Source organism: Arsukibacterium sp. MJ3 (assembly GCF_000987765.1).
In the GTDB taxonomy this organism is placed as follows: domain Bacteria; phylum Pseudomonadota; class Gammaproteobacteria; order Enterobacterales; family Alteromonadaceae; genus Alishewanella.
In genome coordinates, this window is the sequence record NZ_LAHP01000002.1 from 41,693 (window position 1) to 63,722 (window position 22,030).

Genomic DNA, 22,030 nt, shown 5'->3' on the forward strand with positions numbered 1-22,030 from the left:
CAAGGAGCAGGATATGAACGTTATTTATGTATTGGCGATCATCGTTAGCCTTACTTTAGCCGGTGTCAGCCAAGCTAAAGATAAAGATCAAACACTGACCATACAATTAAATGCCGAGGGCTGTATCGCTAATATTGCCGCGCCGACAGATGATAATTGTGTTGATGACGAAAATAGTAATCGACAAGGTTGTGGGGCATTAAAAGATTGTGCCTGCGGCGCTAAGAATAAATACATTGCCTGGCAAACTGAGCCAGAAAAGAATTACAGTGTGCGATTTTATGACGCCAGCCCTTTTCATCAAAACTGTCGCTTACAATCAAACAATGCCGGTATGCTGCGTTGCCGGATTAGTCGTGGTGCTGAAGGTGATTTTGATTACGCCATTACCGTAGAAGGTTGTGATGAGTATGATCCAAGAATTGTGATCCGCGCTAATTAGTAATACGGGTTAGCAAGATATCAGTTTATGGCTATCTTGCGTTCAGACTGGCGGTATAAATTTTACTTCAGGTATTTTTTATTGATTAAGCGCGGTTGAGATATTCCCTGTCGTTGTTAACTAGGGTATAAGGGCGCTATGAAAATACCGAAACGTATTCAACCACTGGTCGACGAAGGCTTAGTGGATGAAGTGATCCGTCCACTGATGAGCGGCAAAGAAGCTGCAGTGTATATCGTCCGTTGTGGCGAGGATATTCGCTGCGCCAAAGTGTATAAAGAAGCAGACAAACGCAGCTTTAAACAAGCTGTGTTATATCAGGAAGGTCGCAAGGGTCGTAACACCCGCCGTGCCCGCGCCATTGAAAAAGGCTCAAAGTTCGGCCGCGCCCAGCAAGAGCAAAGCTGGCAAAACGCTGAAGTAGATGCCTTATTTAAACTGGCCAAAGCTGGGGTGAGGGTACCGCAACCTTTTGGCTGCTACGACGGCGTGTTACTGATGGAGCTTGTTTGCGATGATGAAGGCATGGTGGCACCACGTTTAGGTGATGTTGCTATGGCGGCAGAAATTGCGCTGGCTGATCATGCCACCATGATGCAATACGTGGTAATGATGCTGTGCGAGGGCCTTATACATGGTGATTTATCTGAATTTAACGTGCTGGTAGATGATTACGGCCCGGTAATTATTGATTTGCCGCAGGCGGTAGATGCGTCGGCCAATAATAATGCCAAGTGGATGCTGGAACGTGACATTAATAATATGCGCGATTACTACGGATTGTATGCACCAGAACTGCTTGCTACCAATTATGCTGGTGAAATATGGGCACTGTATGAAGCAGGTGAACTTACACCCGATGCAGAGTTAACTGGCGAGTTTATTGCTGATGAAACTGCTGCCGATGTTGACTCAGTGCTGGAACAAATTAAAGCCGCCTTTGCCGAAGAAGAAGAACGCCGGGCCCGCATAGCCGAGGACCCGAACGATTAAGCGTTACTCTGTTGGTAGTAAATAAAAAACAGGCTGTTAGCGCCGGCTAGCCTTAGCCGGCAATAATTATTTCACCTTGCTGCTCCGTTAACAAAAATAGATAAAATAATAACGTTAAAATTGCCTTGTAGTAAATTAATTTTTATGGAAGAGCTGCAGCAGTTTGCTACGGCACAACAACCGATACCAACGTTTTTGATCAGTCATCAGGTGAATTTTACTGCCTTAACGAATTATTTTCCGGTATCAGGCGAGGCCGCCATTTTGGCATTACCGTTAACCGTCCCCGCTATTGTGCTCGCCAAAATAAACCCTGACGGATTTTGATGTGCCTGCTTTTGCTCTATTAAGTAGTGTATTTCACCAAATAGTGGCGCAATTAAGTTTTATGACTAGATGTTTTATAAGTTAAGTTGTTATTTATCAGTGGCTTAATATGTGGCAAAGCCTTTGCAAAGTGAGCAGTAGTAATTAACCAATAAGGATAAAACAATGAAACTCTCTCAATTTGCTGCTGTTACCACTTTTGTTGCCGCTACGGTAATGTTTAGCGGTGTATTTAGCAGCGCTGCTGCCAATAGTACTTATGGCAATATCGACAAAGTAATGGGCAGTGCAGCAGTTGCGGCAGGTGAACATTATGGTGATATTTCGCTGGTCAATGGCAGTGTTAAAATGGCCAGTAATAGCAGTGCCAAATCATTGTCTTTAGTTAATGGCAGTATCAACATCGGTGATGATGTAAAGATTGATAGCGCTGAAACAGTAAACGGTAGTATTAATGCCGGCCTTAACCTTAGTGTGGGCGGCAGCCTTAGCACGGTAAATGGCAAAATTAACGCAGCTGACAATGCCGACATTGCAGGTGATATCAGCACAGTAAATGGCGATATTACTCTGAGTAATGCCCGAGTGGCGCAAGATATTAACACTGTCAACGGCGATATTACCTTGGCGGGTAATACGCTAGTGAACGGTAATGTGGTGTTTAACTCGCGTGGCAAAAAGAAATCATTCTTTGGTTGGAGCAACGACAATAAGCCTACTTTAACTATTGCTGCCAATGCGGTGGTTGAGGGCCAAATAATTTTGCAACAACCTGTCACGCTTAACTTAGCCAACCCGGCCATGCAAGCAAAAGTGGTTGAACGTTACTAAAATAGCGCCTAACGTCGCAATAGGCGGCGCATTATCTGGTTATTCCAGTGCTGAATAATGATTTGGGCGCGAAACAGCGCCCCTAGCTCTATCACACTAATAAATATTAGTAAGCCAATGCCAAGCCATAATAGCGGTGAAAATAGCAGCGCTACACCAATTAAAAACACTGCTAAATTCAGCAAGCCTCGGCGCCACTGGCCTAGGTAAAAATGGTGCAAGCCAGCCAAAAAGCACCAGTTTAACGTGGCATAGGTATCAGGATCACGCAGTTCACGTTTAAGTTGTTGATAAAAAGCCAGGCGAGCTTCGTCTGGCAACGCTGCCGCTAGTTCGCGCAGTTGCTCTTCTTCGGCATCAACCTGTTGCTGATTTAACATGCTTTGTCTCGTTTATTATCTGCCTCAGGCACGGGCTCAATACATTTACAAAAGCTATCGTGACGGTTGCAGCGTGTAATGCGTTGCCAGCCCATTGCTGCGCCGCGGCGCGCACCAAAACGGGCAATAGCAGTATACGTGTAGGCTGAACAGCTGGGTTCAAAATTACAGTCAATACCAAACCAGCGCCTGCCGCCACCGCTAGTGCGATAACTGCGTATCAGCCATAATAATAGGCGTTGCATGCTAGCGGCCTAAAGTAACAACCATGGCTTCACGGGTCCAAAACAGCCAGAAGCGCTTTTGTTCAATGAGCTGAAACACTACTTGCCAACCCTGCGCTGCTTGCGCATTCAACTCGGCCTCTACTTTTTTTAATGGCAAGCCAGACGCGCCCAGAAAAACGGTACCGCAACCGCCTTCGGCGATGTAAATCATTTTGTATTCTTTAAATGCTGTTGCCATGTCACCTTGCCTATTTTGTTGCTTTCAAAAAGAGTAACGCGAACCGCTACTGATATGAGGCAAAACGTTGTTCTGCCTGTTGCTGCTGTTGCTCTGCCTGTCGAAGCTGCCACTCCAGATCAGGCAGCAGATTTATCAAATCAATATGCTCAGCTTTCAGGGCCTCAATTTCGTTTAATAATTGGATACGCTCATCTCTAAGCAGGCCGTCTGCTAATAACAACTCGGTATGACCGACAATGTGTTTTTCAACATTGTTATTGCCGCCGAGTCACCATAAAGCCACGACTCGCGTTACGCTAAGATACACGTTATATTTATCCATTGGCAAGTTGCAAAATAGCGGGCACTTGCCCTAGGCGAAGCGCTCGGCCGCCTAAGCCGGGCCGTAACAATTTTAGCAAGACAGCAAAGCGTTACGGGGGGGGTAAAAAATGTAGCTAAAAGAAAAACTATAAAGCACTTCTACGTTCTGAGATATCTCGTTTTAAATGAATTGCTATAAACCGTGCCTGGCTTCACAATGCTGTGGTTAACCCACGAAGCTCCGATTACTGAGCGCCATCCACTAAGCTTCATCATAACAGGACAGGATTATGACTCTGCATATTGCCCTTATTCCAGTACTCTCTATCGTTGCCGGTATTTTGATACTGATCCGGCCCAAGATCCTTAATTATGTTGTGGCTATTTATCTGATCGCTGTAGGTGTAATTCAGATTTTTGATCTAAAAATTTAGAGCGAAAAAGGGGGCGTAGCTAATGAGTCACAGCGTGCTCCGACCCCATATTCCGTTTTTGGCCTTAAGAATAGCGCTTAACGAGAACTTGGCGTTAACTTCAGCAGGCGGCCCTTGCTTTCCACCGCGCTCATCCTCGAGTATCCAGATAGCGCCATACGGACTCTCGGTGACCTTGCGAATACGGGCCCTCATGTCGTATCGCTCTAACTCTGTTGCACTCTCGCCATCGAAGTTGATGCGCACTATGGCCTGGGAAGAGAAGCCTGCCGCGAAGGCATCGCCCTGCCAGCCGGCAGAAAGGCCATCGACCACGGCTCATCAAAACGAGTGATGTCCTCAACCTTTAACGGCAGGTTATCCTGTGCCGATGCAAAGAACGTGATAAGTAACCCCAGAAGAGGCGCAAACAGTTGCCAGCTCATAAAATATCTCCTGCCTGTGTTGGTTAAGTCAGGGTTTAGTGTAGCTAAGCCATCGCAAATTACTGTCTACCTACGCGTATGATTGTTTTCATCATTTTTTACCAAGCAACAGTAACTGAACCGCGTCAACCGGTCCTTTGTGAAAACCTATATGTTGTCTTGCAATGTTGACGGCTGCTAAATACGCATCTTGCGTTTTTGTTCGTTCGCTATCGTATAGAGCCTTTTTATCCTGATTAAAAATCTCAGAATTTGAGATCTTGGAAATAATACTGGCGAGCTCTGTGGCCTCGGTCAGTAATGTATCCATCGCCTTAACAACATCTGCCGGTGCATAAATATAAATTTTATTAATATTCTTTTTGCATGCCAGTATTTTATCAGCTTGATCGTGAGCCCCATGTCCTTCGCTGTAGGCCGCATGATTTATTAGCGTATCAAGGGAGGTCAGATACTCAGTAACGGCCTCGCGCTTTAATTCTTCCTTTTGATATTCCAAATCAATCTCTTTCTGGCGACGGTAAGTTAGAATGCCCAGCAGCGCAGTTCCAACCGCGGCAAAGGCGGCAACAATATTGGCAATAGACAAAAAAGCAGCCATGTCGCTCTCCTTATGAGATTGCTTAAATTCAGTACCTTTAAATAGTAGTACAACTTCCTTAGCATATCGTTTAAAAGCAGAGAGTTTGTAGGATCAGACCAAAGCGGTGAACAAGGTTTATTTACTTTATGTATACTAAACCATAAACTCAGCGCCAGATTATTAGCAGGGATGATGAAATGAAAACACTAATACCGGTAATGGTAATACTTAGCCTGACAGGCTGCGCTACAGTAAAAACACTGCCAGCGACTACTAACCAAGTTAGTATTGAGCATGAGGGCAAGAAAAGTTACTGTCAAAGCATACCGCGCATTTACAGTGGTTTTGCCTACAATTTATGTAAGCTGCATGGCGAACCAAGCCGACAGGGAAACCTTGGCAGTAGCTTCAATAATGTGCCATTTTTTATTATCGACGGCACCTTTTCATTAGTCGCAGACACCGCCGCGCTACCCTACACCCTTTATACCCAGAATAAACACGGCAGTATTGACGTAAAATAGTACAAGGTTAAGGTATCAGTGCTGTTCAGCAATTAAAGCTTTAAGAGGTACAGATGCCAATACCATCCCCTGCATATTTTGCTGCCTTAGTCCTCTAAGCTGCTTACAGAGTATTTGCAGATACGGCTTAAATTCGGCGACTACTGTTTTGCCTGCTATACCGGCGATAAAGCTAAGCTGTTCATTCGGCAGCATGGAAGGGCTGGCGTGTTGTTGTAGTATCGCAACCTCGGGCAGCAGCATGGCGATGTAGTCTTCATTTAAAGCGATACTTACGCCTTTTGCGTCAAAATCACCGAAGTACAATACAGGTTTATGCTGTTTAAGCCAGGCAGCTTTCAGTGCTTTACAGCCTTTGCTGTAAAGCATATCGCCGCGATAAATAATTAAAGGCTGCTTGCAAGGTAGCGCCAGAGTAAAGCAGTTAAGTTGATAAAAGCAATCGAGGTTTTCTACCACCAGCAATGCATCAAATTGTTCCAGTGGCAGTTGTGGCCAGTCAATATCGATAAACTCTGCCGCTATGCCAAGATCGGTATTTGCGGCCTTATTCAGCTTTAGCAGCACCCTATTTTGCCGTGGTTGCAGGCCAATACTCTTCAGCTCTTGCTGGTTAGTAGTGGCGTTGTGTAGCCGGCTGTTTAGATTTATGTCATCCTGATAACAAGCTTGCTGCAAGTTACGTTGAACGAAGGCGATATCATTTAGTAAGGCAAGGCTAAAGGTAAAGTACGGCAGTTTAAGACTATTGCCAGGCACTAATGTATGTTCAATACACCAGAGCAGTACCTGTTGTGCTGCTTTACCGCTGGTGTTTACCCGCTCGCTACCACTGGCATGTAGTCGCAGCTGCAGTTGCTGCAACCAACGCAGTGTTTGTGCATTTAGCGGCGGGTAACGCATCAGGCTGTCTGTAACTGCAGGCTAATGTCACGAATAAGCAAGAGTTGGTTCATACTGCTGGCTGGCGCTTCGTCACGCAACAGGGCAAACATCTGCTTTTCGTCTGCTGGCAAGCCCTGATGTTCGGCAATAATTTGATATAACCATATTTCACTGTCCCAGTTTAATTGCTGCTCGGCCAGATATTCCAGCGCGCTTAAGCTGCTGGTGCTATCAATAACCCGTAAGTAGAAGTTTTCAACATCCAGCTTTAATGCCTGCTGACGCGCGGCAATGGCTTCATCTTGCAGTGCTATGGCAAAATCAGCACTTTGCTGATCGGGCAGCGGCAGTGAGGTGGCTTTGGGTATGGCCCGCACCAGTTCGGCTAGCAGTTGTCGCTCGCTGGCTTTATCGAGCGCAATGGCGGCTTGTGGCACGATGGGCGCCGCCTGATTAAACAGCAGCGGCAGTTCAGAGCGGTTAGGGTAATCGGCGGGTTGATACTTTGGATGCTGGCGCAAAAAGGCCGCCATATTATTAATTAGCATTGAACGCGACTGCTGCTGTCGAAATTTAGCCAACAGTTCCAGTAAGCGCTTTTGCACTTCTAATAAGCTGCTATGGTGCGAGCTTAGTTGGCTTTGTAACTGGCTTACCAGCAGTTTTCGCAAGTGGCTATTGCCCTCGGCCAGTTCAATGAGTTCGTTAAAATCAAGTAAGTCGAGGCCATCGAGTAAGCGGCGCAGCTGCTTTTGTGCCCGTTCGTTTTCACGAATTTTATCGTCCAGGCTGCTAACAAAACCAAAGTCGCTGTTTAGCCGGTGCCATAAACTGTCAATGGCTTCTTCAAATTGGCCGCTTAAATCGTGTACATGCTCGGTTAGTCGCTGCAGTTGCAGCTCGGCTACGCTGTAATCGCCCTGGTACTGGGCATCACGATAGGCCTGCACCCGGTTGCGAATTTGCTCTAGTTTTTCAGCCACGTCGGCGTTAATTTGCCGGCGGTTTTCATCGGCGACCATACTGGCAATCAACTCGCTAACCAGTGGCCGCAGTGCTAAAGGCTGCTGCTCGTCGGGACGCCATAAAATACGCGCCCCCATTAGCTTTTTTAAGGCGACGTCGCTAAACACGGTTTCATCAATAAAACCGTCCAAATAACCCTGCATTAAGGCTTGGTGGTGCTTACCCAGCAATACCAGCCGTTCGGCACCAATATTAAACAGGTTAGAAGCGGTAGCCGTTTTTGCTGCAGCGTCGGCGGGCGCCATTAGAGTAATGCCTGCTGCGTCGGGGTATCATCAACCGGCAGGTGTTCTTCATCACGGATAAAGCGAATAACATCAATTAAATAGTCAATTTTACCAGTAACAATATAATACTGGCGGTCGTGATGCGGTTGTAGCAAGTAACCATGTTCTTTTAAACGGCGGAAAATCAGCTTTACCTGGTTATCCAATGCGTCACTTTGGCTATTAAAAAAGCGATCTGCCGCCAATTGGTTCAGGCGTTGGCGCAAGCTTTGGTTATCTTCGGTGCGTAGGACAAATTCTTGCAGTTTTATGGTGTCGCCTGCGGTTATGGCGCTGTCGCGGCCCAGGGTTTCCTGCACTAGTTGCAGCCATTCCAGCAGTGGCAACAATGACTGCACGGTTTGGCTAAACTGGTTGCTTAAGTGCTCACGCGCGGTTTTGTTCAGCTCATGGTAGGCCAGATAATACACGCTTTTATCATCATTGCTAACCAGTCGCCGGTTTAATGGCCGCAGGTAATGGTTAATATCGTGCTGGCTTTGTTCATCGCTGACATGTCGAAAGGCATCTTCGTCGCTAACCCGGCAAATAAACGCCCCGGCCAGCAGCCGTTCCAGTAATGCACCATGTTGTAACATTAGCTGGCCTCCTGTTGCCGCTGCGCTAAGCGCTCAGCCAGCCGGCTGGGTTTTGGCTGAATACGTTTCAATTGCCGTTTGCTTGAGTCTTGCTGGCTCGGTTCAATTAAATAGCGGTGGGTAAACAGCATCAGCACATCAGATTCGGGGTTGGGGAAAGCACCAACGATAACAATGTTATTGGCACTGCAGGCGGCAAACAGTTTTTCAACGTTGTGATAAGCCAAGGTACCTATTTCATCAATGGGCCAATGAATGGCCACTTTGGCCGGGCCACGAAGCAACCGGGTAAAGGCCAGTAAGTACTTACATAAAATCAGGTATGCCATACCGTGGCTGGATGACTCGAGCAGTTGACGGTCATTCTTAATAATTAACTGTGAGCCACCTTCAGTTAAATGCAGCTCCAGGCGCAGCAGCGATTCAATGCTATATTGCTCATCAGCTCGCAGTAACTCTACTACGTCGGCCAGCGCATTAAGGTAGTGCTCAGAAGGCAGCGCCTTACCCGAATTACCCCAGTCGTCATACAGTTTGGCAAAGTGTTTTAACGGTTGCCAAAACCCCAGTTCGTCAATGGTTGATAAAATACGTACTTCTGATTTACTAATACCGTCTAGTACTAAATCATCGGCTACCGCGTCGGTTAAACGGCGGCTTTGCTGGGCAATACGGCGGTTTATGTCGCTAAACACTGTGAAAAATTTCTTTAAATCACCGCCAAAATTTTCGCCCATTTCCAGTAATTGTTGCTGCTGATCGTTTAACAGGCGCAATAGATCGGCCAGAATAGGCAATTGCTGGCGTTTGCTGGCGTAGTCGGGCAATTTGCGTTTTTCGTACTGCAGCCGGTCCAGAAATTCGCTTCCGGCATCTTTGCTTAAGGTGGTTTCAAACTGCTCCAGCTGCTGCTTTAATTGCTGATCCAGCTTACTGCGCTGCTCTAGTGCCTCGTTGCTGCGGGCCAGCCGTTCGGTTAAATCGGCCGAGCCACTAAAGGTAACCGGGGCTACCGTTGCCAGGTGAATGTCGGCCAGCTTGGTTAATATCGGTTTTAACTGGCTCAGCGCCTGTTCCGCCTGTTGCATGTTATCTTGCCACTGACGCTTTTGCTCGTCCAGTCGCTGCTGGCTGCGGGTAACGTCGGCTTTTAGCTGGCTAAGCTGTTGGCTGAGTTCGCGTTGCTGCTGTTTCAGGCTGGTTTCTTGCTCTAGTAACTGTGGTCGGCGTTGCTGCCAATCCAGCTGCATAAAGCGCTGCCACTGGTTAAGTTCGTCCTGACGGTTTTCTACTGCCCTAATCTCGGTTTTAAGTTGCTCTTGGCGCTGCTTTAACTCGGTTAAGCGCCGCGGATCAATGCCTTTGGCCGATAATTCGTCATTAAAAGCCTGCTGCAACGCTTTAAGTTGTTGTTTGTTGTCTTCACGTTTATGTGCCAGTTGCCGATCCAGCTCGGTTAATTGCTCGTCAAACACGTGTAATTCGGTCTGCCAATCGGCTTTTAACTCAATTTTTTGTGCCTGATGGTCGTGTTGCAGTGCCTGTACGTCTGTGGATTGTTGTTGTTGTAACACGGTTTGCTGCTGTTGCTGCTGGCTAAGCTCGGTTTTTATGCTGGCCTGGCGTTGCGTTGTAAGCTCACGTTGTGCCGCATCCAAACGGTTGCTGGCGTCGCGGGCATACTCTATGTTTTGTTCATATTGGCTATATTGCCACTGTGCTTGCTCTAACTGGCTGCGGCCAAGCTCGGCTTGCTGGTGCATCTGTTGCAGTTGTTTTTCGGCGTGTTGTTTCTGTTGGTTGGCTTGCTCTAGTTGCTGCTCTGCACTGTGAATATGATGGCGAATAGCCGCTTCATCCTGAGCGTAATCGGCGGTGTCGATAGCGGCTAATTCCAGTTGTAAGCCAAATATACTGTCGGTTAAATCGGTTAAATGCGGCTGTAAATCGTGCCGCTCCAGTAAGCTTTCATGTAACACCTTGCCCAGCTTGTGTTCCCAGCCACTGTAGTGCAGCCGCAAAAAGTGACGCAAGCTGCCTTGCTCTGGCGTTAACTGGCGGTGTAACTGCTGCAGTTGCTGCTCAGCCTGGTGCTGGCCTTTACGTGCCTGCTGCAGTTGCTGATCTGCTTGCTCACGCTGTTGCCTGGCTTGTTGCCATTGCTGCTGCAGTTGCTGTATTTGGTGAGCTTGCTGCTGCGCTTGTTGCTGGGCCTGCTCTAAGCGTTGCTTAGCGTCGCGCATTTCATCATGCTCGGCAGCCGTTAGTGCCGAGCTGCTAAGCTGGCTTTGTAATACCGCAATGGCGCTGGCGGTGCTAGTAAGTTGTGCGGTAAAACGCTGTTGTTGTTGTTGTAGCCGCTGCTGAAAGGCACTTTCCAACGTGGCGAGTTTGCCATCTTGTTTCTCGCGGGTGTGGTCTTTTTGTTGTTGTAACTGTTTGGCTTTACCGCGCTGCTGTTCACTTAAGCGGTTAAATGCTTCCGCCAGCTTGGTTTGGTGTTGCTCCAGCTGGCGTGCCATATCGCCATGTTGTTCTACCATTAATTGGTATTGCTCTATTACTTCTTGCAGCGTGTCGCGCCAAAGCGGTAAGGCGTCGGTATCGCGCTGTAATTTAGCCATATCGCGGCTTTCAAAGTGATCATATTGTTGCTGTAGCTGATCTAACCTAGCGCTGCTTTCCGTTAAATCGGCTTCGGTTTTGCTTAGTGTGCCGTGTAGCGCCGTTTGTTGTTGTTCAAACTGTTGCTTTAGCTGTTGTAACTGGCCGCGCACGCTGTGTACTTGTTGCTCGGCGTCGGCTTTTTCCAGCTGTTGTTGTTGCTCGTCTTGCTGTAACAGTGGCAGTAGTGCCGCTAATGCCGCCTCGGTGCCATCAAGCTGCAATGCCAGTTGCTGTAACCGTTCGAAGTCTTGCTGCAAGGTATCCAGACGCATCGACTGGCGCATTTGCTGGATCCATTCGCGTGCTTTGGTGTTCTTCACTTTAGTGGTGGGTAACGCCACACCGTCTTCTTCAAAAATGGCCGCCAGCATGGCTTTTAGCGTGTCCATTTTGCCTTCTTTGGCATGCACGGCGCTAACCAGCTTCTCAATATGCCGCAGTTTATGGCCACTGCCGACTAAACTAAAACTGGCCGCTAGGCGGCGTAGTTTCATGTTGTCAGTATTGTTGCCGCGCAGTGCAGCGGCATCGTTTTGAATAATACTGCGATACTCACTGGTGGCGCTAATTTTAGCGGATACCTGCACCTCTGGCCTGCCACGCATATTGGCAGCCCAGTCGGTATAACTTAAGCCTTTAACGCCATCGGTGCCTTCAATTAAGTAAAACTCGCTTTGATAAGGCGCTGCCACAAAGCGGTATTCAACTCCGCCATCGCTTTTGCGGGTAAGTACCACCTGACACAGGGCGCCGTCTTCACGCTGATATTCGTAAATCAGGTAGCTGTTGGAGTATGGCAGGTAAAATTCATCAAATTTTTTGCGGGTTTTAGGTACTACCCGGTTTGGCTGTTCGCCATAAAATACTGGTACCAGCCGCTGTAAGGTGGTTTTACCCGAGGCATTGGTGCCGCAAATATTCGTGTGCTGGTCCAGCTGCAATTCCACCACCCCAGGCAGGTGGGTGTGAATAAGCACAATACGCAGTAATTGAGACATATACATCCTGTCGCCAGCGCCTTATGGCAGCAAGGCTATCATCGTTTTATTACCGCTTATTATCCATGGAATGGCGGCAAATGCCAGTTTGAAATAAACGGGCTGCGAATAATATGCTGCGGCGCTCGTTGATACTGAAAGCTCAGGGCTCATTCAGGCCATGATGGTTTTTGCCAAATACCGGGATGGTAATATGCCATTTAATGGCGGCCAGCCGAAGCAGTAATAACGCCGACATGCCGGCCAGCATGGCAGACAACTGGCCTGTGCCCAGTGCCAGCAGGCCAGTGTAAACACCACCGCCGACTAAACAGGTTACCGCATATAACTCGCCACGAAACACCATTGGGATTTCCCGGCACAGTACATCACGGATCATGCCGCCACATACGCCGCTCATAGTGCCAAGCATAATAGCCACCATAGTAGAGGTGCCATAATCCAAGGCTTTTTGGGTGCCCATAATGACAAAAAATGCCAAGCCAATCGCATCCAGAATTTGCAACGTATTGTTAGGAATAGTTAGCCGGTTGCGCACCAGCAAAATAGTAGTCACTGCTGCCAGCAGAATGGCATAGAAATAGCTGTTATTGTTTATCCAGATAACCGGTACATCAAGAATAAGGTCGCGCAGGGTACCACCGCCAATAGCGGTAACGCTGGCCAGCACGATAACCCCAAAACCATCCATCTGATTACGCCATGCCGCCAGGGTGCCCGATACCGCAAATACTGCAACGCCGAGTAAATCAAACCAGAAAAAGTAAGTTGTCATGGTAGTGCTTGCTTAGCGCAGAATAACGTAACGCTAGCAGGCTTTAGCGGGCAGGTAAATGTTTTCCCGCGATACCAACTACTAATATACCGGGCTACAGCTACTTAGCAATTAGTTGCAATACTGTCTTTTCGGCAGCTAAGCGGGTGTGCTACGATTTAACGCTTTTGTAAATAATAGTGAATAAAGGATTAGTATGAATAAAGTAGTTGTTGGTGCCGGTATTGTTGTAGTTGCTGCTGCAGCGGGCTTTTATTATGCCAATAGTCAGGCTGAAAAGGCCATTAAAGCGCAAATTGAACTGGCAAATAAGTCTTATGCAGAGCTGGCGGCTACTGGCATGATGCCTGCGGTAAGCATTGCTTACCAAGGTGTGTCGGCTAATGTGTTAACCTCTAGCTATAGTGTTTCAGGTATTGACGTTAGCGTTGCCGGTATGGGGCAGGTTGCTACTATTGACAAAGTTACGGCGGTGGGTTTAAAGCCTCAGGGCTTGGCTGACAAAGGCAGTGCCGAGCTAGTTGGCGCAAAAGTGGCACCGGCCATGCTGGCGATGTTGCCACCTGAAATGAGTGAGTTTATTCAGGGTGTGGCACTGCATGCTGACTACAGTTATCAATATACTCCAGCTAGTGGCGAGCTGTATTTTAGCCAGGTTACCCGTATAAATGATGAGTTTAGCCTGTCGTATAATTTCTCATTTGCGCAAATGCAGGCGCTGTGGGCGTTTGCCCGCAACATGAGTGAGAAAACCCCGGAAGAGCAACAGCAGCTGAGTATGTCTGACAGCTATATGACCGATGTGATGGCGAATTTAGTTAAAGGCGCGCTAAAAAATGGCGAGCTGGTGATTAGCAATAATGGCTTTATCGAGCGTTTAGTCGCAATGGGCAGTGCACAAGGACAAATGCCGCCAATGGACGCATTACAAGGTATGGCATTAATGGCGGTTACTGCCAATGAAGCATTGCCACTAGAATTTAAAGAAAGCCTGACCACCTTTATTAACCAGCCGGAAAAACTGCAGCTAAACGTTAATTTTGCTGAACCACTAAGTTTTGAGGCGCTACAATCAGGCCAGTTAATGACTGAACTGCAAACGCCAGAGCAAATAATTAAATTTGCCAACCTGACAATAGCGGTAAACTAAGCCAGCACTAACGTCAAACATACAAAAAGGCAGCGACGCTGCCTTTTTTATTGCCCGTGGTTGGCTGACTACCCTTAATAAGTCATTTCCTCGCTACTCGTTACTCGCTAGTGGCCCTAGCTGCCCCTGCTGTGGTTTTTTGTTGCGGGTTTGCTCTGCTCTGGCTGCAGTATTTCTAAACAAGCGGTCGCTGCTATCCAGTAAGCTGTCAGTGCTGGTTGGCTGGCGCAGTAACCACGGGGCTGGTAATAATTGATGTTGATACTGCGGCGCATAGTGCAAAGGGCTTGGCTGCATCCACGGGTATACCCAGTAAAAGCTGCTAAATAGTAACGTCAGGCCAACCTGCAGCCAGCGGCGTTTTATACTTAACAAACTAAAGCTAAACCAGAAAAACAGTAGTAGCAGAGCCGTAGGCAGTAAATAGCTTAAACCCTGGCTTAGCATATTGTTATTCAGGTTAAAGTGTAATAATGCGGCCAATGCTTCCCAGCAAGTCCACAGCACCAGCACGCTAAAGGTTAGTGCCAGTTGTGGCCTTAGTTGCGGTTCGCGGCCGGTGAAACGTGCCCACAGCGCCAGCAATAACGGCCACAGAGCAAACATAAGCAACAAAAACGGAATAAGCAGCAGCTGCCGCTGCCACTGACTGTCTTCACCTAAGCCATCCAGCCAGAATTCATAACCCAGCGTTAGCGCAACCAATAACACGGCGCAAATAAGCAATAACGGTGAACTTAACAGTGGCAACAGGCGCTCAGCGCCATGTAACGGCTGGGTAGCGGCTATCGGATGATCACTAAACAGTAACCGTAAGCGCTGGCGGCCAAGCGTAAACTCCTGGCCTGACTTACTGATAAGCTGCTGACTAACCCGCTGGCCGCGTTGGTTGCGTACACCATTTACCGAGTCCATGTCGGTGAGTTGCCATTGCTGTTGCTCATCCAGGGTTAATATCGCGTGTTCAGCACAACTATGCGGGTCAAGCAGAATAATATCGTTATGGTAACCACGGCCCAGGCTTATTTGCTGCTGGTTAAATTTATGTCGCTCAATAACCCGGCCCTGGCTGTTTAATAGCTCAATCAGGATTGCCATACTACGGCCTCCATAAATTTACGGGCAAAGGCTTTGGCGTTATCTTGTGTTACTCCGGCTAACGTAAAATGGCTAATAAAGCCCTGTTGGCCGTCTGCAATGGTAGCGGCCATATAGAGTGCGTCAAATAGCCCTGGGTAATCTTTATAAGCCCTGACACAAAAAATAACCCGGGTAGCCTGGTTAGCCAGCGCCACAATATCGCTTTGGCAACTAAATTCAGTTATATCGCGTTTGCCAGCACGATTATCGGCATTGCTGTAGGCAATTTTTGCCTGATAATGGTGGTTAAATTTTAACGGAGGTAAATCGGTGCCATCTAACCATTCAAATTGCATTTCCAGTTTGCCGGTGGTTAGGCTTTGGCTTAAATAAATCTCTTCGCTCTGCCCGCAGCTGGCACTGGCCGAGTAGATGCTATTTACTTCTTTACGATCGCTAGAGCGCCCCCAACACTGCACAAAGGGCGCAATATCTTCCGGTACTCTGCCATTGCCAAGTGCCTGCATTTTCCATGCGTCACTTAACAAGGGGCTAAGCATTTGCTGCTGATTAGCCAGTAACTGCTGCAGAATTTGCTGCTGTAAGACGGCCATTTCCGGCACTGTGCTGCCGGCGCGGGCCATAAGTGTATTAACTTGCGCTACCGGCACTACAAAGCCAATTTGGTTGCCGGCGGTGGCCACATTTACCCCAATGACTTCACCAGTACTGTTAACGCTGGGGCCGCCACTCATGCCCGGGTTGATTGAGCCGGTAACATGAAGTCGTGGATAAAAGCTTTGTTGTTTCATGCCATTGAAAGTACCGGGCACCACAACCATGCCTAAGTCATGTGGGTTACCCAGGCTAAATACTTGCTCGCCTTGTGCTGGTAAGCTGCCAGCCAGAGTAAACGGGTGTTGCTGCAATTGCGGCGCGCGAAGCAGCGCTAAATCGTTTATAACGTCAACGGCAATAATGTCTAGCTGCTGGTTGCTGCCAGTACCCAGATTCGCCATTAATTGATATTGTTGCTGTTGCTGAATTTTTTCGGCAATAACATGGTAATTAGTAATAACTAAGTTGTTACTAACGTAAAAACCACTGCCAATAGCCGATTTGCGTTGAGTTTGGTTTTCAATAACCTGCACCTGAATAAGCGCATCCTGGTAATTACTAAACACATTTTGCGCGGTATCGGCCCAAACCGGCTGCGCCAGCATTAACCCTAAACCGCAGAATACTCGGTACCACATAGTGTGCATCCCTGTTAATTAAGTAGCCAAATTAACGGCTTGCGGCCAGAAATACAAGTAACTATCGCGCTTTTAACCGCGGGTTGCCCTTACTGGCACGAGATACCAACTTAATAATACTAAGCAGGCGAAGCTGGTGTAAAGCGCAATAAACACCCAGTTTGGCGCGCTGTAGTACAGCAAATATTGTAGCCAGTGCTGAATAAACGAACCAGTGTAAGTTGCCGCCCCGGCTTGCTCTCTTAAGGCCATTTCCCAAATAGTTAACGGGCAAATAACCCCAAGCCACGACTGCAACACGACGATGCCAATGGCTATCAAATGAAGGATGCGGAATTTTCTATTGCTAACCCAGTGCCACTTTAGACAGTAGCCGAGGTAAATAGCCAGCAGGCCAGAAACTACAAATACTACAAACAAGACGTGGAGCACTAAAATAGTGTCGGCCAGTAGCAGCAGTAACGTCGGGTTAGTCGTGGTCATTAGTGGTGCCCCTTATCATCAAAGTCGATATGCTTTCTTTATTACTGGGCGTAACAGCAGTCTACTTACTGTTGAGTAATTTAGCTGGGTTAATGTTATTCACTACTACTGCGTATGCTTTGGTTTACCCCAACCAGGGGTAGTTGGCTTTGCGGCGCTGCTCGTAGTGGGCAATGTCGGTATCTAATTGCTCGCTGCTGCCAATAAAATCCAGGCCAGATAATAAACGCTGTTTAATGTCGGGGTCGATACTAAAACCCAGTGCGGCATTGTTACCAAACATAATTTCCTGACTGGCTAAGTCAATTTGCCATTGTTGCGGGCCCTGTTGGCAGCGATTAAACAGTAAGTCGATATTGGTTTTGCTTAGGGTAATTAATAACATGGCGTTGTTAACGCTGTTATTAAAGAAAATATCGGCAAAGCTCTGTGCAATAATCACATTAAAGCCCGACTGTTTAATGGCCCAGGGCGCGTGCTCGCGGCTGGAGCCGCAGCCAAAGTTGGCGCGGGTGAGTAATATGCTGGCGTCCTGGTACTGTGGCTGGTTAATAACAAATTCCAGATTGGGGCTGCCATCGGCTAAATAGCGCCAATCGAAAAACATCGCTTGTGCAAAACCGTCCCGGCCAACACTGGTTAAAAACTGTTTCGGAATGATCTGGTCAGTATCAACGTTGTTTTTATCCAGTGGGCATACCAGCCCTTGTGCAAAAATTTTACTCATGGCTGTGCTCCTGGCGTGGTGTTTACTGCCGCAATATTTACGAATTTGCCGGCAATCGCTGCGGCTGCGGCCATGGCCGGGCTGACTAAGTGCGTGCGGGCACCGCGGCCCTGGCGGCCTTCAAAGTTACGGTTACTGGTTGAGGCGCAGCGCTGGCCGGCTTCTACTCGGTCATCGTTCATACCCAGGCACATACTGCAGCCGGGTTCACGCCATTCAAAACCAGCGTCTTTAAACACCGTGGCTAAGCCTTCTGCTTCGGCCTGGCGTTTTACTATGCCCGAGCCTGGCACCACTAAAGCGCGCACTCCAGCAGCTACTTTTTTGCCCCTTACCATGCTGGCGGCGGCGCGTAAATCTTCAATGCGGCTATTGGTGCAACTGCCAATAAACACCACATCTACTTTACAGTCGGTTAGCCGTTGCCCGGCCGTTAAACCCATATACGCTAACGCCTGTTCGGCCGCGTCACGTTTAGTGGCATCGGTAAAGCTGGCGGGGGCTGGCACGCATTGGTCTACCGCCATAACCTGCTCGGGGTTAGTGCCCCAGGTAATTTGCGGCGTAATAGCGCTGGCATCAATGGTTACCGTATGGTCAAAAGGTGCATCGGCGTCAGAGTACAGGCTTTGCCAATACTGCATTGCGGCGTCCCACTGTGCCGCTTTTGGGGCGTGAGCTTTACCTTTTATATACTCGAAGGTGGTGTGATCCGGGGCAATTAAACCGGCTTTGGCACCCATTTCAATACTCATATTGCACAGCGTCATGCGGCCTTCCATGCTCATGGCACTAATGACATTGCCGCTAAACTCGGCAACATAACCATTGCCGCCAGCGGTGCCTAATTGACCAATAACCGCTAAAATGACGTCTTTTGGCGTAACATGCGCACTAATCTCACCGTTAATTTCAACTTTTAAGGTTTTTGCCTGTTGCTGTGGCAAAGTTTGAGTAGCCAGCACATGCTCTACTTCTGAGGTACCAATACCAAAAGCTAAAGCCCCAAAAGCACCGTGGGTAGAGGTGTGTGAATCACCACACACGATAATCATTCCGGGCTGAGTTAAGCCCTGCTCTGGGCCAATAACATGCACTATGCCTTGATCAGGGTGGGTTAAATCCAGTAATTCAATGCGGTTTTCGGCACAGTTTGCCGCTAACGCTTGCAGTTGCTTGCGCGAGGTTTCACCGGCGGCGTCCATGCTGCGGCGTTGGGTTGAAACGTTATGGTCCATGGTAGCAAAGGTTAAGTCGGGCCGGCGCACGCTGCGGTTAGCCAACGTTAAACCAGAGAATGCTTGTGGCGAGGTTACCTCGTGAATTAAATGCCGGTCTACGTAAAGTAAATCGGTGCTGGGGTTTACTTTACCCACCACATGGCTGCTGTATATTTTCTGATATAGCGTCTGGCCCATCATTTTTTCTCCTGGCGTAAAGTGGCAACAATGGCGGCGCCAACTGCAGCAGTGCCATAGCTTGATTTCGGGTTAATATCGCGCGTAACAATGTGTTGCGCTAAGCAGTGCTGTACTGCCTGTTCAATAGCACGTGCCGCCGGCTCTTCGCCAAAGCTGTAACGCAGCATTAAGGCCGCGCTTAAAATTTGCGCGATGGGGTTGGCAATGCCCTTGCCTGCAATATCAGGTGCACTGCCACCTGCGGGCTCATATAAACCAAAGCCACTGCCGTTTAAGCTGGCAGAAGGTAATAAACCCAGTGAGCCGGCAATAGCGGCAATTTCATCCGATAAAATATCGCCAAACAGGTTATCGCACAGCAATACGTCAAATTGCTGTGGGCTGCGAATAAGCTGCATGGCGGCGTTATCAATGTACATATGCTCTAGCGTTACGCCGGGGTAGTTTTTGCCGATACGCGTAACGGTTTCCCGCCATAAAATGCTGGTTTGCAATACATTGGCTTTATCAATAGAGGTAACCTTATTGCTGCGTTTTGCTGCGGCCTCAAATGCTACTTTGGCAATCCGTTCTATTTCCGCCACGCTGTACCGCTGGGTATCGAAGGCATCGGTGGCGCTGCGGCCTTTTTCACCAAAATAAATGCCACCCGTAAGTTCGCGTACACATAATATATCCATACCCAGGCTACTAACCCGCGGGTGCAGCGGCGATAAGTCGGCAAAGGCCGGATAAATTTGGCCGGGACGTAAATTGCAAAATAAGTCGAAGGTTTTTCGCAGTGGTAATAATGAACCACGCTCCGGTTGTTGATCGGGTGCTAAACCACTCCACTTTGGCCCACCCACTGAGCCAAATAAAATGGCGTCGCTTTGCTGGCATACCGACAAGGTTTGCGCTGGCAGTGGCTCACCGGTGGCATCGATGGCGGCACCGCCAATTAGTGCGGGCGTTAAGCTTAAGCCAAACTGGAATTTGTCGGCTACTACTTCTAATACCTTTACTGCTTCGGCCATTACTTCCGGGCCAATGCCATCGCCGGCTAGCACGGCTACCTGGTAGTGTTTGCTTTGTTGTTGGTTTATGGGTTTGCTCATCGTTGTTCACCTGCTGCAATTTTTACTGTGTGCTGTTCACGCGTATGTTTCTGGGCATGTTTATGGGCGTCAATAGTTTGCGCACGTTGGATCATATTTAACACATGCACATAGGCCAGCACTGAGCTGCGCACAATGTCGGTAGCCAAACCGGCACCGTGAAAACGTCGGCCTTCGTGCTCGGCAATAATGTCTACCTGGCCCAGTGCATCTTCGCCGCTGCCTTTAGCTTGTAAGTTAAAATCAACCATCTTAATCGTCAGTTTACTAATGCGGGTAATGGCGCTAAAGGCCGCTTCAACCGGGCCGTTGCCGGTGGCGGCTTCGGTAAACACGTGTTCACCACAGCGCACACCAACCGTGGCGCTGGCAACGTGGCCGGTGTGGGTAGACGAGCTTAAAAATTCCAGTGCGTAGTAATCGTTTTGCTCTTGCATATTCTCAAAAAACACCAGTGCTTCTAAGTCATAATCAAACACCCGGCCTTTTTGATCAGCCAGCGCCACAAAGCTTTTGTATACGGCTTCTACATCATAATCGTCTTTGGTGTAACCCAGCTCGGCTAAACGGTGCGTAATAACATGCCGGCCCGAGCGCGAGGTTAAATTTAGCTCGTTCTGGCGAATACCCACCTGCTCGGGTGCCATAATCTCATAGGTGTTTTGCGCTTTTAATACGCCGTCTTGGTGAATACCAGAACTGTGCGCAAAAGCATTTTCGCCAACAATGGCTTTGTTCGGTTGAATGGGCATATTGCAAATTTGGCTGACTAAGTGCGAACTGCGGTATATCTCGGTAGTTTTAATGTCGGTATACAACGGTGTTAATACATCTTTACGGGTATTGATAATCATTGCCACTTCTTCCAGCGAACAATTACCCGCGCGCTCGCCAATGCCGTTTACCGTGCATTCAATTTGCCGGGCACCTGCCTGAATAGCACCAATGCTGTTAGCTACTGCCAAGCCTAAATCGTTATGGCAATGCACGCTTAAACGGGCTTTATGCATGTTCGGCACTTTATTGCGTAGGGTACTGATAATGGCTGCAAATTCATTAGGAATGGTATAACCGACGGTATCCGGGATATTAATGGTGGTAGCGCCGGCGTTAATGGCTCGCTCAACTATCCAGCATAAATCGTCAATTGGCGTACGGCCTGCGTCTTCACAGGAAAATTCAATATCGTCGGTATAGCGGCTGGCTAATTTAATGGCGGCAACGGCCTGTTCGCTAGCCTGGGCTAATGTTTTACGCAATTTATACTGTAAATGCAGCGGTGAGGTGGCAATAAAGGTATGAATACGGCGCTGCTCGGCGTCTTTTAAGGCCTCGCCGCAGGCTTCAATATCGGCGGCTACTGCGCGCGCCAGGCCGCAAATAACCGGGCCTTTTACTTCGCGGGCAATACGCTGCACTGAGACAAAATCGCCAGGGCTGGACACCGGAAAACCCACTTCCATTACATCCACTTTTAAACGTGCTATGGCATGCGCCAGCTGAATTTTCTGCTTCTGGCTTAAGCTAGCCCGCAAGGCTTGCTCGCCATCCCGTAAGGTAGTGTCAAAAATCCAAATTTTATTATCGCCGCTCATTTGTTTATCCTGTTCCGTTGTTTCGGGTTAGGTGGCAAGCTGTGGCGGGGGCTTTAAAATGCAAAAACCCCGGCCAGTGGCACGGGGTTTTTTGTTATTGGTTCGTTACGTAGTTACCAATAAGCGACACCCCGCGCGCCGATAAGGAGCACGAGGAGGCTAATGGTAGAAACGCGACGATTAAAATTCATTTATTGCTCTTTTTGTTTAATTATTATGATGTCGTTAGCAAGATGCCATTAGTAATAACATGGTTATTTTTTAACTGCAACAGTATAGATGGCTATATGTTGTA

Annotated in this window: 26 protein-coding genes; 7 read left to right on the plus strand and 19 right to left on the minus strand. The window is 48.2% G+C overall.

Annotated features, from left to right (window positions below; translation table 11 throughout):
• Window positions 1-13 precede the first annotated feature (13 nt).
• The 4 genes from VT06_RS01635 (at window position 14) to VT06_RS01650 (ending at window position 2,593) form a co-directional block, all read left to right on the plus strand.
• Window positions 14-442 (plus strand): hypothetical protein, encoded by a 429-nt coding sequence (locus tag VT06_RS01635; RefSeq protein WP_046552528.1) that lies wholly within the window; start codon window positions 14-16, stop codon window positions 440-442.
• Between the two features lie 138 nt (window positions 443-580).
• A complete protein-coding gene (locus VT06_RS01640; protein WP_046552529.1) occupies window positions 581-1,435 on the plus strand; it encodes a PA4780 family RIO1-like protein kinase in 855 nt (284 codons plus the stop codon).
• Between the two features lie 144 nt (window positions 1,436-1,579).
• Window positions 1,580-1,762: a hypothetical protein gene (locus VT06_RS01645; protein WP_046552530.1), complete on the plus strand. Its 183-nt coding sequence runs from the start codon at window positions 1,580-1,582 to the stop codon at window positions 1,760-1,762.
• Between the two features lie 165 nt (window positions 1,763-1,927).
• Window positions 1,928-2,593 (plus strand): polymer-forming cytoskeletal protein, encoded by a 666-nt coding sequence (locus tag VT06_RS01650; protein WP_052750138.1) that lies wholly within the window; start codon window positions 1,928-1,930, stop codon window positions 2,591-2,593.
• Between the two features lie 8 nt (window positions 2,594-2,601).
• On the opposite strand, the gene VT06_RS01655 is transcribed toward VT06_RS01650, so the two are convergent.
• The 4 genes from VT06_RS01655 to VT06_RS18245 are packed head-to-tail and all read right to left on the minus strand — an operon-like array spanning window position 2,602 to window position 3,661.
• Window positions 2,602-2,973, minus strand: a complete 372-nt coding sequence (locus VT06_RS01655) for a membrane protein (protein WP_046552531.1) — start codon at window positions 2,971-2,973, stop codon at window positions 2,602-2,604.
• The gene (yidD, locus tag VT06_RS01660) at window positions 2,967-3,218 is read right to left on the minus strand and encodes a membrane protein insertion efficiency factor YidD (RefSeq protein WP_046552532.1); all 252 of its coding nucleotides are present in this window, start codon (window positions 3,216-3,218) and stop codon (window positions 2,967-2,969) included. The genes VT06_RS01655 and yidD overlap by 7 nt, the downstream gene beginning before the upstream one ends.
• Window position 3,219: 1 nt before the next feature.
• On the minus strand, window positions 3,220-3,438 hold the full coding sequence (locus tag VT06_RS01665) for a DUF4177 domain-containing protein (RefSeq protein WP_046552533.1): 219 nt from the start codon (window positions 3,436-3,438) through the stop codon (window positions 3,220-3,222).
• A gap of 46 nt (window positions 3,439-3,484) precedes the next feature.
• Complete coding sequence (locus VT06_RS18245; protein WP_161795031.1) at window positions 3,485-3,661, minus strand: hypothetical protein; 177 nt, start codon at window positions 3,659-3,661, stop codon at window positions 3,485-3,487.
• 373 nt (window positions 3,662-4,034) lie between these two features.
• Here VT06_RS18245 and VT06_RS17735 point away from each other — a divergent pair, with 373 nt between their 5' ends.
• Window positions 4,035-4,178 carry a DUF3096 domain-containing protein gene (locus VT06_RS17735; RefSeq protein WP_082122416.1) on the plus strand — a complete coding sequence of 48 codons (144 nt, stop codon included), beginning with the start codon at window positions 4,035-4,037 and terminating at the stop codon, window positions 4,176-4,178.
• A gap of 27 nt (window positions 4,179-4,205) precedes the next feature.
• Here VT06_RS17735 and VT06_RS18805 read toward each other — a convergent pair whose 3' ends face one another.
• From VT06_RS18805 to VT06_RS01680, 3 genes are all read right to left on the minus strand, one after another.
• Window positions 4,206-4,493, minus strand: coding sequence for a PQQ-dependent sugar dehydrogenase (locus tag VT06_RS18805; RefSeq protein WP_082122417.1), 288 nt, complete (start codon window positions 4,491-4,493; stop codon window positions 4,206-4,208).
• Window positions 4,424-4,603, minus strand: a complete 180-nt coding sequence (locus VT06_RS18370; RefSeq protein ID WP_046552535.1) for a hypothetical protein — start codon at window positions 4,601-4,603, stop codon at window positions 4,424-4,426. Before VT06_RS18370 ends, VT06_RS18805 begins: the two co-directional genes overlap by 70 nt.
• 91 nt (window positions 4,604-4,694) lie before the next feature.
• Window positions 4,695-5,204 (minus strand): hypothetical protein, encoded by a 510-nt coding sequence (locus VT06_RS01680; protein ID WP_046552536.1) that lies wholly within the window; start codon window positions 5,202-5,204, stop codon window positions 4,695-4,697.
• 179 nt (window positions 5,205-5,383) lie between these two features.
• Between VT06_RS01680 and VT06_RS01685 the strand changes: the two genes are divergently transcribed.
• Window positions 5,384-5,710, plus strand: coding sequence for a YceK/YidQ family lipoprotein (locus VT06_RS01685; protein WP_046552537.1), 327 nt, complete (start codon window positions 5,384-5,386; stop codon window positions 5,708-5,710).
• Between the two features lie 15 nt (window positions 5,711-5,725).
• Here VT06_RS01685 and VT06_RS01690 read toward each other — a convergent pair whose 3' ends face one another.
• From VT06_RS01690 to VT06_RS01710, 5 genes are all read right to left on the minus strand, one after another.
• A complete protein-coding gene (locus VT06_RS01690) occupies window positions 5,726-6,613 on the minus strand; it encodes a Wadjet anti-phage system protein JetD domain-containing protein (protein WP_046552538.1) in 888 nt (295 codons plus the stop codon).
• The gene (locus VT06_RS01695) at window positions 6,613-7,866 is read right to left on the minus strand and encodes a hypothetical protein (RefSeq protein ID WP_046552539.1); all 1,254 of its coding nucleotides are present in this window, start codon (window positions 7,864-7,866) and stop codon (window positions 6,613-6,615) included. Before VT06_RS01695 ends, VT06_RS01690 begins: the two co-directional genes overlap by 1 nt.
• Window positions 7,866-8,486, minus strand: a complete 621-nt coding sequence (locus VT06_RS01700; protein WP_046552540.1) for a hypothetical protein — start codon at window positions 8,484-8,486, stop codon at window positions 7,866-7,868. The genes VT06_RS01695 and VT06_RS01700 overlap by 1 nt, the downstream gene beginning before the upstream one ends.
• Window positions 8,486-12,151, minus strand: a complete 3,666-nt coding sequence (locus tag VT06_RS01705; RefSeq protein ID WP_046552541.1) for an ATP-binding protein — start codon at window positions 12,149-12,151, stop codon at window positions 8,486-8,488. The genes VT06_RS01700 and VT06_RS01705 overlap by 1 nt, the downstream gene beginning before the upstream one ends.
• Before the next feature lie 142 nt (window positions 12,152-12,293).
• Window positions 12,294-12,926 carry a trimeric intracellular cation channel family protein gene (locus VT06_RS01710; RefSeq protein WP_046552542.1) on the minus strand — a complete coding sequence of 211 codons (633 nt, stop codon included), beginning with the start codon at window positions 12,924-12,926 and terminating at the stop codon, window positions 12,294-12,296.
• A gap of 196 nt (window positions 12,927-13,122) precedes the next feature.
• Here VT06_RS01710 and VT06_RS01715 point away from each other — a divergent pair, with 196 nt between their 5' ends.
• Window positions 13,123-14,076, plus strand: a complete 954-nt coding sequence (locus VT06_RS01715) for a hypothetical protein (protein WP_046552543.1) — start codon at window positions 13,123-13,125, stop codon at window positions 14,074-14,076.
• 93 nt (window positions 14,077-14,169) lie between these two features.
• Here VT06_RS01715 and VT06_RS17485 read toward each other — a convergent pair whose 3' ends face one another.
• The 7 genes from VT06_RS17485 to leuA all read right to left on the minus strand — a co-directional run bounded on the left by VT06_RS17485 (window position 14,170) and on the right by leuA (window position 21,735).
• Complete coding sequence (locus VT06_RS17485) at window positions 14,170-15,174, minus strand: FHA domain-containing protein (protein WP_052750139.1); 1,005 nt, start codon at window positions 15,172-15,174, stop codon at window positions 14,170-14,172.
• Window positions 15,162-16,412 carry a S1C family serine protease gene (locus VT06_RS01725; RefSeq protein WP_052750140.1) on the minus strand — a complete coding sequence of 417 codons (1,251 nt, stop codon included), beginning with the start codon at window positions 16,410-16,412 and terminating at the stop codon, window positions 15,162-15,164. The genes VT06_RS17485 and VT06_RS01725 overlap by 13 nt, the downstream gene beginning before the upstream one ends.
• A gap of 72 nt (window positions 16,413-16,484) precedes the next feature.
• Window positions 16,485-16,895 (minus strand): DUF2784 domain-containing protein, encoded by a 411-nt coding sequence (locus VT06_RS01730; protein WP_046552544.1) that lies wholly within the window; start codon window positions 16,893-16,895, stop codon window positions 16,485-16,487.
• 124 nt (window positions 16,896-17,019) lie between these two features.
• The gene (gene leuD / locus VT06_RS01735; protein ID WP_046552545.1) at window positions 17,020-17,622 is read right to left on the minus strand and encodes a 3-isopropylmalate dehydratase small subunit; all 603 of its coding nucleotides are present in this window, start codon (window positions 17,620-17,622) and stop codon (window positions 17,020-17,022) included.
• Window positions 17,619-19,043 carry a 3-isopropylmalate dehydratase large subunit gene (gene leuC, locus VT06_RS01740; protein ID WP_200897882.1) on the minus strand — a complete coding sequence of 475 codons (1,425 nt, stop codon included), beginning with the start codon at window positions 19,041-19,043 and terminating at the stop codon, window positions 17,619-17,621. The genes leuD and leuC overlap by 4 nt, the downstream gene beginning before the upstream one ends.
• On the minus strand, window positions 19,040-20,140 hold the full coding sequence (gene leuB / locus VT06_RS01745) for a 3-isopropylmalate dehydrogenase (protein WP_046552546.1): 1,101 nt from the start codon (window positions 20,138-20,140) through the stop codon (window positions 19,040-19,042). Before leuB ends, leuC begins: the two co-directional genes overlap by 4 nt.
• Entirely contained in the window at window positions 20,137-21,735 is a 1,599-nt protein-coding gene (gene leuA / locus VT06_RS01750; protein WP_046552547.1) for a 2-isopropylmalate synthase, read from the minus strand. Before leuA ends, leuB begins: the two co-directional genes overlap by 4 nt.
• Between the last annotated feature and the right edge of the window lie 295 nt (window positions 21,736-22,030).